This window comes from Anaerotignum lactatifermentans (genome assembly GCF_016902535.1).
Classification (GTDB): domain Bacteria; phylum Bacillota; class Clostridia; order Lachnospirales; family Anaerotignaceae; genus Anaerotignum; species Anaerotignum lactatifermentans_A.
Genome location: NZ_JACSNY010000019.1, coordinates 1 through 14,120, shown reverse-complemented (window position 1 = coordinate 14,120; position 14,120 = coordinate 1). Strand labels below are relative to the sequence as shown.

Annotated in this window: 14 protein-coding genes; 1 reads left to right on the top strand and 13 read right to left on the bottom strand. The window is 51.2% G+C overall.

Annotated features, from left to right (window positions below):
* Positions 1-3 precede the first annotated feature (3 nt).
* The 6 genes from prmC to H9X84_RS11300 form a co-directional block, all read right to left on the bottom strand.
* Complete coding sequence (gene prmC, locus H9X84_RS11325) at positions 4-855, bottom strand: peptide chain release factor N(5)-glutamine methyltransferase (RefSeq protein WP_205134422.1); 852 nt, start codon at positions 853-855, stop codon at positions 4-6.
* Positions 842-1,753 (bottom strand): DUF1385 domain-containing protein, encoded by a 912-nt coding sequence (locus H9X84_RS11320; RefSeq protein WP_243423753.1) that lies wholly within the window; start codon positions 1,751-1,753, stop codon positions 842-844. The genes prmC and H9X84_RS11320 overlap by 14 nt, the downstream gene beginning before the upstream one ends.
* 143 nt (positions 1,754-1,896) lie before the next feature.
* The gene (gene rpmE / locus H9X84_RS11315; RefSeq protein ID WP_205134421.1) at positions 1,897-2,100 is read right to left on the bottom strand and encodes a 50S ribosomal protein L31; all 204 of its coding nucleotides are present in this window, start codon (positions 2,098-2,100) and stop codon (positions 1,897-1,899) included.
* A 125-nt stretch (positions 2,101-2,225) separates the two neighbouring features.
* The gene (gene rho, locus H9X84_RS11310; RefSeq protein WP_205134420.1) at positions 2,226-3,635 is read right to left on the bottom strand and encodes a transcription termination factor Rho; all 1,410 of its coding nucleotides are present in this window, start codon (positions 3,633-3,635) and stop codon (positions 2,226-2,228) included.
* Positions 3,636-3,656: 21 nt separating this feature from the next.
* Positions 3,657-4,736, bottom strand: a complete 1,080-nt coding sequence (locus H9X84_RS13140; protein WP_243423752.1) for a LysM peptidoglycan-binding domain-containing protein — start codon at positions 4,734-4,736, stop codon at positions 3,657-3,659.
* A gap of 208 nt (positions 4,737-4,944) precedes the next feature.
* Positions 4,945-6,549, bottom strand: a complete 1,605-nt coding sequence (locus tag H9X84_RS11300; RefSeq protein WP_205134419.1) for a CvpA family protein — start codon at positions 6,547-6,549, stop codon at positions 4,945-4,947.
* Positions 6,550-6,723: 174 nt separating this feature from the next.
* Between H9X84_RS11300 and H9X84_RS11295 the strand changes: the two genes are divergently transcribed.
* The gene (locus H9X84_RS11295; RefSeq protein WP_205134418.1) at positions 6,724-7,386 is read left to right on the top strand and encodes an adaptor protein MecA; all 663 of its coding nucleotides are present in this window, start codon (positions 6,724-6,726) and stop codon (positions 7,384-7,386) included.
* A gap of 58 nt (positions 7,387-7,444) precedes the next feature.
* Here the strand turns inward: H9X84_RS11295 and H9X84_RS11290 are convergent, their stop codons facing one another.
* The 7 genes from H9X84_RS11290 to H9X84_RS11260 all read right to left on the bottom strand — a co-directional run bounded on the left by H9X84_RS11290 (position 7,445) and on the right by H9X84_RS11260 (position 13,711).
* On the bottom strand, positions 7,445-8,122 hold the full coding sequence (locus H9X84_RS11290) for a DUF2461 domain-containing protein (RefSeq protein ID WP_205134417.1): 678 nt from the start codon (positions 8,120-8,122) through the stop codon (positions 7,445-7,447).
* Positions 8,123-8,370: 248 nt separating this feature from the next.
* Positions 8,371-10,350: a sodium-translocating pyrophosphatase gene (locus tag H9X84_RS11285; protein ID WP_205134416.1), complete on the bottom strand. Its 1,980-nt coding sequence runs from the start codon at positions 10,348-10,350 to the stop codon at positions 8,371-8,373.
* Positions 10,338-10,526, bottom strand: coding sequence for a hypothetical protein (locus H9X84_RS11280; protein WP_205134415.1), 189 nt, complete (start codon positions 10,524-10,526; stop codon positions 10,338-10,340). Before H9X84_RS11280 ends, H9X84_RS11285 begins: the two co-directional genes overlap by 13 nt.
* Positions 10,527-10,852: 326 nt before the next feature.
* Entirely contained in the window at positions 10,853-11,776 is a 924-nt protein-coding gene (locus H9X84_RS11275; RefSeq protein ID WP_330634406.1) for an AEC family transporter, read from the bottom strand.
* A gap of 112 nt (positions 11,777-11,888) precedes the next feature.
* Entirely contained in the window at positions 11,889-12,434 is a 546-nt protein-coding gene (locus H9X84_RS11270) for a phosphatase PAP2 family protein (protein WP_243423751.1), read from the bottom strand.
* A 12-nt stretch (positions 12,435-12,446) separates the two neighbouring features.
* Positions 12,447-13,007 carry a manganese efflux pump MntP family protein gene (locus H9X84_RS11265; protein ID WP_205134413.1) on the bottom strand — a complete coding sequence of 187 codons (561 nt, stop codon included), beginning with the start codon at positions 13,005-13,007 and terminating at the stop codon, positions 12,447-12,449.
* A gap of 185 nt (positions 13,008-13,192) precedes the next feature.
* A complete protein-coding gene (locus tag H9X84_RS11260; RefSeq protein ID WP_205134412.1) occupies positions 13,193-13,711 on the bottom strand; it encodes an ECF transporter S component in 519 nt (172 codons plus the stop codon).
* Between the last annotated feature and the right edge of the window lie 409 nt (positions 13,712-14,120).

The following is a 14,120-nucleotide window of genomic DNA, read 5'->3' as shown; positions in this document are numbered from 1 at the left end:
CCCTCACACCTCTTTTCTCTTTCCCAAAACCACTCTGTCCAGCCCCGCCAGATCCTTCCGACATTCCACGCAGACAAAGCCCGCCTCTTTCATCAGCTCCATCAGGGCAGGGCCCTGGTCATAGCCCATTTCAAAAAACATCCAGCCCCCTTCCCGCAGGTATGGTCCGCTTTCCGCCAGTATCCTGCGGTAGAAATCCAGTCCGTCGCTGCCGCCGTCCAAAGCGTTTTCCGGCTCATGGTCCCGAACCTCCTCCATCAGTGCCGCCAAATCCCCGTGGGGAATATAGGGCGGGTTGGATACGATAAAATCAAAGGTCTCTCCTTCTGTCAGCGGATGGAACAGATCTCCGAAAAGAAACCGGACGCCTGCCTCGTTTCGCGCCGCGTTTCTCTGGGCATAGTCCAACGCCCGAGGACTGATATCCACCGCCGTCATGGTCAAACCGCCCACCTTTTCCAGAGAAATGGGGATGCAGCCAGAACCGGTACCCAGATCCAGCCCCGTTTTCAGGCCCTCTCTCTCGGCCCGTTCCAGTACCGTCTCCACCAGTATTTCCGTATCTGCCCGGGGAATCAGCACACCTTCCCCCACAAAAAAGGGCAGGCCCATAAACTCGCACTCTCCCAGAATATACTGAAGGGGGCGCCCCCCTTCCCTTTCATTCAGAAAAGCGGCGTATTTCTGCGCCGCTTCCTCTGTCATTTCCGTGTTTCCTTCTGTCATCAAATAGACACGGCTGCACCCGGCCGCCGCCAGCAAAAGCTGCATGGCGTCCCAGCCGCCGTTTTCCTTATGGGCCAGTCGTTTTCTGCCCTCCAACAATGCTTCTGTCAATGTCTTATTCCGGCTCATCTTCCAGAACCCCTTTCATAGCGGCAATGGCCGTTTCGATCTGATCGTCGTCCGGCTCCGCCGTGGTGATCTTTTGCAGGCACAAACCGGGATAGCTGATGGCCGCCACCAGAGGGCTCTGGGAATTACCCGCCCAGCGGATCACCTCATAGCTAAGCCCCGCAATGACCGGCACCAGCAAAATCCTTGTCACCAGACGCAGCCAGATGGTATCTGTCCGCACAAAGAAGAATACCACCATACTGATAATCATTACGAACAGCAGAAAACTGGTGCCGCATCTTTTATGGAGTCTGGTGCAGGGTCTCACATTTTCCACTGTCAGCTCCTTTTCGCTTTCAAAGCAGTTGATGGTCTTATGCTCCGCTCCATGGTACTGGAATACCCGATGGATCTCCTTCATTCGGGAGATGCCGAACAAGTACACCAAGAAAATAGCGATCCGGATCAGGCCCTCAATGATGCCCAGTGCCCACACCGGCACGAAGTTTTTAAAGAAATTCCCCAGCCATACCGGCAGCAGGAAAAACAGCAGAAGCCCCAGCACCAAAGACAACATGACGCTGAAATAAATGAGGATATCATTGATTTTGTCCCCCAGCTTGTCCTTCAGGAACTTCTCCACTCTGCTCAGTTCCTCTTCCTCGGCCCAGTCCTCGCCGGCAATCTCCGCCGAACGCATGAGGATCTTCGTACCGCTGACCAGCGAGTCCCAGAATGCCGCTACGCCCCGGAAAATAGGCAGACGGAAAATGCCTTTCTTTCCCAGACCGCCCCATTCATTCTTTTCGATGGTAATGCCGCCCTCCGGGTTGCGCACCGCCATGGCGTATATCTTTTTACCGCGCATCATGACGCCTTCAATGACCGCCTGACCGCCGATATTTGTTCTCTTCAATCCGTTTCCTCCTTCCGAAAAATGCCCCGTGCCACATCCTTCTTCTCAAAAACCCCTTCCTTTCGCAAGAGGGCAAAGCGATTTTTGTCCTATTGCGAAAAAAAGGGCGGACAGTAAAGCCCAACCCTTTCGCACGTCTAACATTATTTTCTGCCGTATTTCTTGTTGAATTTTTCCACTCTGCCGCCGGCTTCCAGCAGAAGTTTCTGGCTGCCTGTGTAGAAAGGATGGCATTTGGAGCAAACTTCGACTCTGATCTCATCTTTTGTGGAGCCAGTTACAAATTCGTTGCCGCAGTTGCATCTTACTGTCACCTGTTTGTACTCGGGATGGATTCCTTCTTTCATTTTTTTCACCTCATTTTCATATTTGTTGATCAATAATCCGAAATTATTTAAAGACAACAGCCGTATTATATCATGGCTTCGGGGAAATTGCAATACGTTTCCCCAAAAAATTGCCTTCTTTCGCTTTATTTCTCGCCTTTGCCCAGCATTTTCTCCCAAACCGGAAGACGGTCCACAAATTCGGCGTTTGTCTTTGTTTTCCCCATCAGGTCAAAAAAGCCTTCCACCATCTCCGCCGCACTCATGGAGGAGGCCATGCGCCGCAGTGTATAATTACATTCCAGCTCCGCCGGACTCAGCTGCTTTTCCTCCCGTCTTGTGCCGGACTTCATAATGTCTATGGCCGGGAAAATACGGCGTTCCGCCAGTTTCCGGTCCAGCACCAGCTCCATATTGCCGGTGCCCTTGAATTCCTCAAAGACCACTTCGTCCATTTTGCTGCCTGTATCCACCAGCGCCGTCGCCAGTATGGTCAGACTGCCGCCTTTTTCAATGTTTCTGGCCGCGCCGAAAAACCGCTTGGGCATATACAATGCCGCCGGGTCCAAACCGCCGGAAAGCGTTCTGCCGCTGGGGGGGATGGTCAAGTTATAGGCTCTTGCCAGACGGGTCAGACTGTCCAGCAGGATTACCAGATCCTTCCCCTGTTCTACCATACGTTTGGCCCGTTCCAGTACCATTTCCGTCACCCGTTTATGGTGCTCCGGCTGCTGGTCGAAGGTGGAATATACAATCTCCACGTTTTCCCCCTCAATGGAACGCTGGATATCCGTTACTTCCTCGGGCCGCTCGTCAATGAGCAGCACGATCAAATGAACCTCTCTGTGATTTTTTACAATGGCGTTGGCAATCTGGGTCAGCAGAATAGTTTTGCCTACCTTCGGCGGCGCCACAATCATGCCTCTCTGGCCCTTGCCGATAGGGGAAATCAGGTCAATGATCCGACCGGACAATGCTTTTGGCTCTGTTTCCAGATGGAGCTTTTCCTCGGGATAAATAGGGGTCAGATCCTCAAAGCTGGGGCGTCTTGCCGCCTGATCGGGACGATCCCCGTTGACGCTTTTCACAAAAAGCAGAGCGCCGAATTTTTCTCCCTCTCTGGCCGGACGGATACTGCCTTTGACAGCATCCCCGGTTTTCAGATTGAACCGCCGGATCTGGGAAGGGGAAACATAAATATCCCCGGTGCCCGGCAGGAAATTTTCCGTCCGCAGAAAGCCAAAGCCGTCGGCCATGACTTCCAGAATACCGCCGCCCTGCTCCCCGTTTTCCAGTTCCGCCTGACGACACCGTTCCCTGCATTCCTCCCGGGGTTTTTCCTCCCGGATTTCCTCCTGTTTCTGTTCTTCCTTCCGTAAAGAAAAACCATAAGCAGTCACTTGTTTTACAGGAGACGCCTCCTCTTGTGACTGCTTTTCTCTGATTTTTTCAATTAACTGGTGCTTTTTTAAGGCGGAAATGGGGCCCAGCCCCATTTCCTTCGCCATTTCTCTCAGCTGCACCAGCGTTTTTTGTTCTAAATCTTCCATTCCCATAAAGATAGGACTCCTCACTTATTATGCAGCGGGGATCTTCAATACATCCCCGGCATGGATGCCGTCGCTTTCCTTCAGGCCGTTAGCATCCAGAATCTTCTGATATTCCGCACCGTTGCCGTAATACTTCGCCGCGATGGTCCAGTAGGTCTCGCCGTCCTGTACTGTATGCTCTGTTGTGCCGCTGGTGGATGTACCAGTGCTGCTGCCAGTACTGCTATTGCTGTCGCCGTTTTCCGTATCTGTGCTTTCGCCGTCTGTGGAAGCTGTGCCGTCAGGATTCTTCAAAGCATCCAGCTCTTCCTGCAGCTGCATTTTTTCCAGCTGTACCTGCTCATATTTCTCATTCAGTGTCTGGGACTCTGTTACCTGCTGCTGGGCTTCCTCCAGCTTGCCGCTCAGGCTCACTACCCGGAAGATCAGCACAATAATCAGAATCAGACCAACCACGCCCAGAATTACCGGCAGTTTGCTCTTGCCTCTTCTGTAATCATCATCATAATCGTCGTACAGGCTGTCCAGATGCTCCTGCTTCGCCCGTTCCTCAAAGTCGATATCCTCGTACCGGGGTCTGTCGCCGGAACGCTCCATATCGGAGAAGGGCATCGGCTCCTGCTCTTTTTTCTTTCTTTTCTTTTTGGCAGGGGCCGCTGTCTGGGACATGGCCTCCTCTGTCACTCTGGATTTCTTTCTGGCGGGCATCACGCTGACATACTGGATCTCATCCTGATAATCGTCGTCGCCGCCATAAGAGGCAGGCGCTTCCTCATAGCTCTGCTCCAGATTCCGCTGTCTGCGGGAAACGTAGCGGGTAGGTTCCCCTTCCTGCTGGGGCGCCTGCCGGATCTCATTGATCTCGGAGCCCACCTGCTGCATTCTGGCCTCTCTCACTTCTTCCAGATCCTCCCGCTGAGGACGTCTGGTACGGTAAGCCGTTGCTTCCGTATCGCCTTCACGCTTGCCCATAAGGGGGTGCGTCTGCATCAAAATATCTACGACTTCCTTAGGCAGGTCGTTATACAAATCTTCGTAATACTCTTTATCTGTGTCGCTCAGGCCGCGGGAATTCCCCGTGGAATCCATTCTTTCTTTCTCGTCCATTTGCTACCTCCATCGGCTGTCTTTGCCTTTTTTTCATGTTGCCCATACTATCAGCATTTTATATCATATCTTAATTATTTTACATTCTTCCTTTGCGAGTGTCAACAAATCCGCCGTTTTTTCAAGGAAATGTAAGGATTTTTTCCCAGAAAAAGCCGATTTTTCTATCCCCTTGTCCCGGGGAAGAAAAAACCGGCTGTTTTGCCCTTTAAGACAGGGCGGTCACGGTGCAGACACCCTCCGCCGAAACCACATATTCCAGCTTCACAGAGCTGCCCGTCTGTTTTTTCAGTACTTCCAGATGATTCTTGGCCTCGATCTCAAAAAGCTCCTCCCGGCCCTCGATCATCAGATAATAGAAGGTATTCCCGTCGGAAACGATATCCTTCAGCAGGGAAATGGTCCCTTCCGCCGTCAGCACCTCTCCGCTGGGCGCCGTATCAATGCCGCTGCTGGCCATCAAATTTCGGTAAACCTTTTCACATTCCGCCACGGAATCCCCAATGGCCACAATATGGTATTTCTGGATATTTACCATGGCGTATTTTTTCACCAGCCCTGCCGCGTCCTTCAAAGAAAGGAAATAGGTGGGCTCATCGGCAATATTCAGCAGAATGGGGAAAGTCGCCGTATACCCCAGATGCTGTACCTCGCCTTCGGCGGAGGCCATGGCGGAAATCTCCTTGGCCCCGGAAATCTGATAGTAATTGGTTTCCTTGGTCCGGGAATTCATCAGCACAAAGCCTACATTGGACTCATCTCCGCCAATGGAGGTGACACCGGTATAAACCCATACGTCATCGTCCAAAGCAATATAGTTATATCCCTCTGTGGTCTGGAGACAGCCCTTCTGTCCGAATTTGCTGTTGAGCCAGCCATTTTGCAGCGTACCGTAATAGTCATACTGTTCTATGAGCAGCGCCGCGTCATAGACCTTATCCACCCACTGGGGCACATCGGCCACGTCATAATACTGGTGCTCCCCGGTGACGGCATTCACCAGAATGGCCCCTTTGATGTCCGTACCGCCGAACAGACCGATGGTTTTCGTCTCTACGGCACAGATCCAGTAGGGCACGCCGTTGTCGTCTACCTCGAAATTGCTGCTGCGGATCATAGCGGTAGGATAGCGGAAGCGCACATACCGGTACAGATTCCGTCCGAAATGCTCGAAGGGCGAATACTTGATGCCCTGCCCCTCCGCCAGCTTCACCAGTTCCACGTCCTGGGTGGTCATATCAATATTCATATAGGCAGGGATACCGGTACTGCGGTTGGTGAACCATTTGATGAGGTCCCCGTATTCCAGCGGCGTTACCCGGACGGGCTTGCCGTTCAGATTGATCTGATTATAGTACTCGCTGACCTCATACTGGGATACCATGTCCACCATGCTCCCCATTTCCCTCTCCGCCAGTCTGGCGGCGGAATCACTGTCCAGAATGGGGATCTGACTGTAATTGACCTCATGGATATCCTCCGCGAAATTCCCCGTCTGCACCGTCAGCAGCTGGCAGTAGGCGGACGCCCGCAGAATAGACGAGGACAGCAGGTTCCCCGCCAGATAAACCACCAGCAGCGCCGCCGGCAGATACAGCAGCCGCCGCAGTTTCTTTCCGTCCCAGGTCACTTCCCGGCGGAACAGCAGCCCCTTTGCGATACTCCAGAAATTGATGACCAGCGCCACCACAATCATTGCTACCAGAAACGCCCAGCTTTCATTGCTGTGCAGATTCAGCGGCGGCAGATAGTAGTAATACATCCCCGCCCAAACCACCAGCGTCAGCAACGGCGTGATCCATTTTCTCTTCATACTGTAAAATTCCCCCTTTTTCGCTGTTTTTTCTATGTTTTAACGATATTATCCTCTTTACATCTTCTCTGCAATTCATTATACTATACTATATTTCAGAAATATTGTATAGTAAAGATAAGGTGAAAAGTTTCTCCTGTCTCTCGGAACAGTATCAAAAAAGGAAGTGATCCTATGAAAATAGAAAAAGTAAGCGATACCCAGCTGAAGCTGACCCTGACAAAGGCGGACTTGGCGGAGCGGGATATCCAGCTGGAGGATCTGATCCGCCCCAGCGAAAAAACACAGCAGCTCTTCCGTGACATTATGGAGCAGGCCATGGACGAGTGCGACTTCATCACGGAAAACACCCCGCTGATGGTAGAGGCCGTTCCCGTTGGCATGGACGGCATCATGATTATCGTCACCAAAATCGACAACAAGGAAAACGCCGACAACGGCATCCACCTTTTCAATGACGCCAAAGATCTGCGCCGCTACCGGAAAAAACCTCTGGCAACGGTAGAAAGCAAAGCCACCGAGGAAGGCGATCTGCTGATCTACTCCTTCGGCGCTCTGGATGATGTCATTGACGTTTCCATCCGCCTGAACCCTATCTTCCACGGCGGCAGCACGCTTTACAAGTACAACGGACGGTATTTCCTGGTGCTTCAGGGAAATACATACAACAGCGAGGAGACCATTGACGATCTGGAACTGATCCTGGAGGAATACGGCGCAAAGCATATTTCCTCTGTCCTCTCCCGGTATTTCCTGGCGGAGCACGGCGAAATCATCATCGCCGAAAAAGCGGTACGTTCCCTGGCCGTCAGCTTCGGACGCCCCGCCGGCGCGTAAACAGCAAAAAAGACGCGGAATTCCTGTTTTTCAACAGGACGCCTGCGTCTTTCTTTTTTTATTCCTCGATTTCCCGCAGATAGCGGTACATGGGCAGAAGCCCTTCCCAGGCGGAAACTACCCGTTCCACCAGTTCCGGCTGAAACAGCACATCACTGATCTCAAAGGCCGCTGTCAGACCAAGGGTCTTTTTCCGGTACCAGTCCATGACCGCCGGCGCATAGCCGCCCTTGCCCATGGGCCGTTTATATTCCTCTCCGTAAAGAACAAATTCCTTCTGCGCCGCCGTCTCCTCCGCCAGTCTCTGGAAGATCTCCGGCGCCGCGTCTACTTTTTTCCGAAAGGCCTGCATATAGGCGGGTTTCCCCTCATAAAGTCCCATGCCATACTCAAAATTCTCCGGCCTCAGCTCAAAATAAAATACCGGACGGCCGGACCATTGTCTGGCTGTGGTCATAGGCTCCTTCAATACCATCCATTTCCTGGGTTTGTAAGGGCTTTTATCTTTGGAAAAGCGCACATCCCGGTTGATGCGGGAAATGGAATAGTCCATCTGCAGATCCTTTTTCCCTTCCAGAAAACGTGTCGTCAGCGCTTTGGACAACGCGTCGAAGGGCTCCTTCAATACCTTCTGATAGCGTTCTTTGTTTTCCGCCATCCATTCCTTATTGTTGTTCATCCGCAGTTCCCAGAGAAAATCTATGGTCTCCGGCGTAAATCCCGTAAATTCATTCATACGATCCCTTCTTTCTACCTGACATCATACCCGAAAACGGAAAAAAGGAAAAGGGGGTTCCTAAAAAAAGAACTTCACCCGCTCCGCAAAATAAAATCGCCGGAACCCTTTTCAAAGGATTCCGGCAATTCAATTTTGATTGGAATTGTTTTCTTATGAAGACAGCCATTACAGTTTCCCTTAAGAAATCAAGGAATAAGAAAATCGTTGTTTTCTTAAGGGGACTTTTGTTCTTCTCTCTTTTGGAATTACAGCAGGCTGCCAATGGAGATGAACAGCGGTGCGAATACCAGAGATACTACGGTCATCAGCTTAATCAGAATGTTGATGGAAGGACCGGAAGTATCTTTGAAGGGGTCACCAACGGTGTCGCCGACAACGGCTGCCTTGTGGGCCTCACTGCCTTTGCCGCCATGGTTGCCTTCTTCGATGTATTTCTTCGCGTTATCCCAAGCGCCGCCGGCGTTGGACATGAAGATGGCCATCAGTACACCTGTTACCAGGGAACCAGCCAGCAGACCGCCCAGTGCGCCTGTACCCAGCAGGATACCTACCAGCAGAGGCGCAACAACCGCCATGATACCGGGAACCAGCATTTCTTTCAGAGCCGCTGTGGTGGAGATTTCTACGCATTTCTTGTAGTCGGGTTTTGCTGTGCCTTCCATAATGCCGGGGATAGAACGGAACTGACGTCTTACTTCCTCGATCATCTGGAACGCTGCTTTACCTACAGACTGCATGGTGAACGCGGAGAACAGGAAAGGCAGCATACCGCCGATCAGCATACCAATGATAACTCTGGGCTCCAGAATGGAGATTTCTGTCAGACCTACTGCCTGTGCGTAGGATACGAACAGAGCCAGTGCTGTCAGGGCTGCGGAACCGATAGCGAAGCCTTTGCCCATTGCTGCTGTTGTGTTACCAACTGCGTCCAGTTTGTCTGTGATGTTTCTTACGGAATGATCCAGACCGCTCATTTCCGCGATACCGCCGGCGTTGTCGGCGATGGGGCCGTAAGCGTCAACGGCAACAGTGATACCTGTGGTGGACAGCATACCAACGGCTGCCAGCGCGATGCCGTACAGGCCGCATACGGTGTAAGCTACGAAAATACCCACGCAGATCAGGATGATGGGGATCGCTGTGGATTCCATACCTACAGCCAGACCGCTGATGATCGTTGTAGCGGGACCTGTTTCGGACTGGTCCGCGATCTTTTTAACAGATTTGTAGTCGCCGGAAGTATATACTTCTGTGATGATACCGATAATCAGACCTACGATCAGACCGGCGATAATAGCGATGGCAGGGTTCATGTTGCCAAAGAATTTCCAGCTCAGTGCCAGAGAAGCGATGATTACCAGCACTGCGGAGGAATAAGAACCAGCCTTCAGGGCTTTATGAGGGTTGGAGTTCTCGTCGCCTTTTACAAAGAATGTACCAATGATGGATGCCAGAATACCTACGGCAGCCAATACCAGAGGGAATACCGCGCCTTCTACGGAGAAATATACGATACCCAGTGTGATGGCGGATACGATGGAACCTACATAGGACTCGAACAGGTCGGCGCCCATGCCGGCAACGTCACCTACGTTGTCGCCTACGTTGTCGGCGATAACAGCAGGGTTACGAGGGTCATCCTCGGGAATACCAGCTTCTACTTTACCAACCAGGTCAGCGCCAACGTCAGCAGCCTTTGTATAAATACCGCCGCCAACACGGCCGAACAGCGCGATGGAAGATGCGCCCAGACCGAAACCGAACAGAATGTTCGCGTCATTTGTAATCACATAGATCAGACCTACGCCCAGAAGGCCCAGACCTACTACGGACATACCCATAACTGCGCCGCCGCTGAATGCGATAGAAAGGGCTTTGTTCATACCGCCGACTCTAGCCGCGTTTGCAGTTCTTACGTTTGCTTTGGTCGCTACGTTCATGCCGAAGTAACCAGCCAGTGTGGAGAAGACCGCACCGATCACGAAGCAGATCGCTGTCTTCCAGTCAACACCAAAGCCGATCAGTACAAACAGCACTGCCGCGAAGATGACCAGGATCTTGTACTCTGCTTTCAGGAAAGCGTTGGCGCCTTCACGAATGGCAGAGGAGATCTCATGCATACGGTCGGTACCTTCTTCTTCCTTGCCTACTTTCCCAGCCAGGGCAAAGGCAAAGATCAGCGCCACGATACCGAAGATTGGCGCCAGATACATTAGTTTTTCCATAATGAATCCCCCTGTTTCTTAAGAATTTGGTGATAAAAAATAACAATTAGAATTTCCGCCTGTTCCAAAATCGCTTCTTTATGAAAAAGCGGACGGCCATTCCCGCAGAAAAAACAAAGACGCTCTCCCTCTGCGCCCGTAAGCCCTTGTAAAATCGCGCAGTATGAAGAATGCATCTTTCCCTCCACGGATAAGCCATATTCTGTCCCACCTCATAGTATATACGAAACTTTCGCCGGGCACAAGCCCCAGCCCTCCTTACTCTGCACTAAATTTCCGTAATTTTTTTGGTATTTTTATACAAAGCTGTATGATTTTCCGGGGCTTTCGAGGAAATGATTTCCTTTTCCGCGCCCGTCCCGCGCCCCTTTTTCCGGTCCGTCCCTTCCTGTTTTTTTATACTGTCTGATGCTTTCCGCTTCTTTTCGTCCAAAAAAATACAGACACGAACCAGCCGTGTCTGTATGAATCAAATAGAATATAATATGTAGATTCTGCTTTTTTATTTTCCAATGCACAAAAATTCCGCCACCAGCGGCAGTGTCACCACAGAAAAAATCGTGGATACGAACACGTACTCCGACGCCCGTTTCTCGTCGTTGTTATAAATCTCCGCAAAAGAAGGCAGCGCCGCCGCAGCGGGTGTACCCATCAGCACCACCAGCACGCTCAAAGCAATGCCGTCCAGGAACAGACTCCCGATGAATTTTGTAATCACAGGCATCACCAGCAACGTAAAAAAGCTGAAAACATACACCTTTTTGTCCTTGAAAATCTCCCGCACATTGGCCGCCGCCAGCAGTGTGCCAATATAGATCATGGACAGGCAGACGGTGGTGTTGGCGGAGAACTGGAGCGCGTCATAAATGGGCGCAGGCAGTGTAATGGACTTCACGAAGCAGAAGAAGCCGATGACCGCCGAAATACAGATCAGATTCACAAAAGCGTCCTTCATCATCTGGCCCAGGGTCTTGCGCTTGCCGCTGCCTACGGCAAAAAGCACCGAGCAGACCGTAAAGAGGAATACGTTGCAGGTAAACATAACCGCCACGCAGAAAATCAGGCCTTCTTCGCCATACATGGCCATAATCAGGGGCTGACCCATAAAGATGACGTTGCTGTATACGCCGCCGCCGGAAAACAGTCCCAGCTCCGGGAACTCCATTTTCATGAGACGGCCAACGAGATAAAACATCAGGGCTCCCAGAGAGCACATCAGAAAGGTGCCGCCGCAGGTCTTTAAAAATCCCACCAGAATCTCATGGGAATAAGGTCTCTGCATCAGGATCACCATGTTTGCCGGAACAGCGACTCTGGTCAATATAATGGAAAGCCCCTTTGCGTTGCTTTCAGATAAAAATTTCTTACGGTTTAAGATGACACCTACTGCCATCAGCAGCATCATGGTAATGAGCTGAAAAATCACCGGCAAGGCCATTTGCTCTCCTTCTTCCTCTATTGTTCTTTTTTTCACATACTTGCTGTACCATTGTATCACTAAAAAAATCTAATTTCAATCTCTTTTTACAAAATTATTCTTAAATCCGTTTTTTCATGGTCCGTTTCATGAGCAGCAGTGTAAGCTTGGCCATCACCACACCGATCACAGCCCCCACCACAACATCCGTCACAAAATGGACACCCAAATACAGCCGGGAAATGCCCATCAGCGCCGCGAATACGTAAGCCGCCTTGCCCCAGCCGGGATGGAGGGCATAAATGGCTGTTGCCGCCGCAAAGGACGCCGACGTATGGCCTGAGGGAAAGGAATAATCCGATAGCGGCGGGATCAGCAGATCATAGCCCAGCACATCATAGGGTCTGGTCCTCGCCACAAGCGGCTTCAGCAGAAGATTGCATACCAAAGCGTTGCTGCCCAGACTCAGCAGCACCGCCAGTCCCCAGTACAGCCGCCGCCGCAGTTTCCAGCCCGCCAGCAGCAGCACCACGCCCAGCACAATCCATACCATGCCGCCGTTGCCCAGCCAGGAAATCCCCATCATCAGGCCATTCAGCCCTTTATGAGGAACATTGTTCTGTATCCATGTCATCATCTGGCAGTCCAGACGCTGTATCCATTCCAAAAAAAGCCCTCCTTACGCGAGAATCGTATGCTCCAGCAAGATCTTGCAGCCAATGAGGATCAGTACAATACCGCCGGCAATGGCCACTTTGGCCTGGAGAAAATTCCCCAGCTGCCGCCCCAGCATACCGCCAATATAGGACAGCACGAAGGATACCACGCCAATGATGATTCCCGCCTGAAAGATCTTCACATCCAGAATGGCAAAGCTGATACCTACGGCCAGTGCGTCAATGCTGGTGGCCACCGCCTGGAGCAGCAGTACCTTTGCCGTCAGACTGCTTTTGCCTTCCTCCTCTTCTCCCCGCAGGCTTTCCCGGATCATGTTGCCGCCGATGACGGCCAGCAGCGCGAAGGCAATCCAATGATCCACCGATTCGATATAGGACTTTACACTGATCCCCAGAAACCAGCCGATCAGCGGCATCAAAAACTGGAATCCGCCAAAATAAAGCCCCTGTTTGGCCGCTTCCTTTTTTCCAAATCCCCGTACAGAAACCCCGTTGGAAATAGATACGGCAAAGGCATCCATGGCCAGACTGAGGGCTATGAGGAATATCGTTACGATCTCCACAAATATACGCTCCTTCCCTTTGGGTACCGCGGATATACTTCCCGCCGCGCCCGAAAAAATTTCCTTCTCTTATTCAGTATAAACCCTGATTTTGTAACTATACCATGGCAATTTCCCCCGGTCAACGAAAATCCCCCAAAAAAAGGCCGGGAAACAGCACTGCCGTCTCCCGGTCTCTCGAAAATTCATTTTACAGAAATATATTTTGTAATATGTGCCTTGGAAAAAGCGTATCCCACCACCAGGAAAATCACCATACCCGCCGCGGCCTGAATGGCATTTTCCGGAATAGAGGTTGCCGCCACCAGAAAACTGCTCTTTAATACAGCGCCTCCCAGGAAATATCCCAGTACCATCCATACCAGCCCCAGTACAGAGCCCAGCAGATTCCGCAGCCGGAAGAAATGTCCCTCTTTGCCGGCATAGTCCGCCGCTTTGCCAATGATGAGGCCCATCAGTCCTTTAATCACCAGCGTAAAGGGCACCCAATGGGCATAGCCGCTGAGCAGATCCGCCAGGGCGGAACCTACGCCGCCGGCCACCATTCCGTAACGCCAGCCAAAAAAAATACTAATCAGCAGAATCATGCTGTCCCCCAGATGAATATAGCCTTGTGTCGCTGATACAGGAATCTGGAATACCATAGTGGATACTGTCACCAACGCAATCATCAGTCCTTGCAGGCAAATGTCTTTTGTTTTCATGTCATCCCCTCTTTTCTCTTGTTCGATGAACAAAGGATACCACAGCCGCCCTTGTCCTGACCAGACGCTCTGGAAGATTCTCGCAAATCGTACCCATACATTTTTCCAATTTGTACCCATACAAATCTCCCAGAACCTTTCACACAAAAAAACACAGGACTCCGCTCTGTGTCCTGTAGCCGTCCGGCGGAACTCTTCCCAGTTTAGCCTTTTTTACAACAAAAAAATGGAAGTGACTGGGCTCCAACCTGTGTCCTGTAGCCGTCTGGCGGAACTCTTCCCGGTTTAGCCTTTTTTACACTTGAATTGTCAAGTTAAATGCAACACCTCTGAATAATAAATCTCATAAGGCGTTCTATACCTTAAACATTTTCTGGGACGTTTGTTCATTTCATCCACTTTGCTTTGT

What these genes read in the sequence shown, in the direction of transcription:
- H9X84_RS11280 (WP_205134415.1), bottom strand. Translation starts at nt 10,526, where the DNA reads ATGCATTCTTCATACTGCGCGATTTTACAAGGGCTTACGGGCGCAGAG.
- H9X84_RS11290 (WP_205134417.1), bottom strand. Translation starts at nt 8,122, where the DNA reads ATGAATGAATTTACGGGATTTACGCCGGAGACCATAGATTTTCTCTGG.
- rho (WP_205134420.1), bottom strand. Translation starts at nt 3,635, where the DNA reads ATGGGAATGGAAGATTTAGAACAAAAAACGCTGGTGCAGCTGAGAGAA.
- H9X84_RS11260 (WP_205134412.1), bottom strand. Translation starts at nt 13,711, where the DNA reads ATGAAAACAAAAGACATTTGCCTGCAAGGACTGATGATTGCGTTGGTG.
- prmC (WP_205134422.1), bottom strand. Translation starts at nt 855, where the DNA reads ATGAGCCGGAATAAGACATTGACAGAAGCATTGTTGGAGGGCAGAAAA.
- H9X84_RS11295 (WP_205134418.1), top strand. Translation starts at nt 6,724, where the DNA reads ATGAAAATAGAAAAAGTAAGCGATACCCAGCTGAAGCTGACCCTGACA.
- H9X84_RS11285 (WP_205134416.1), bottom strand. Translation starts at nt 10,350, where the DNA reads ATGGAAAAACTAATGTATCTGGCGCCAATCTTCGGTATCGTGGCGCTG.
- H9X84_RS11300 (WP_205134419.1), bottom strand. Translation starts at nt 6,549, where the DNA reads ATGAAGAGAAAATGGATCACGCCGTTGCTGACGCTGGTGGTTTGGGCG.
- rpmE (WP_205134421.1), bottom strand. Translation starts at nt 2,100, where the DNA reads ATGAAAGAAGGAATCCATCCCGAGTACAAACAGGTGACAGTAAGATGC.
- H9X84_RS13140 (WP_243423752.1), bottom strand. Translation starts at nt 4,736, where the DNA reads ATGGACGAGAAAGAAAGAATGGATTCCACGGGGAATTCCCGCGGCCTG.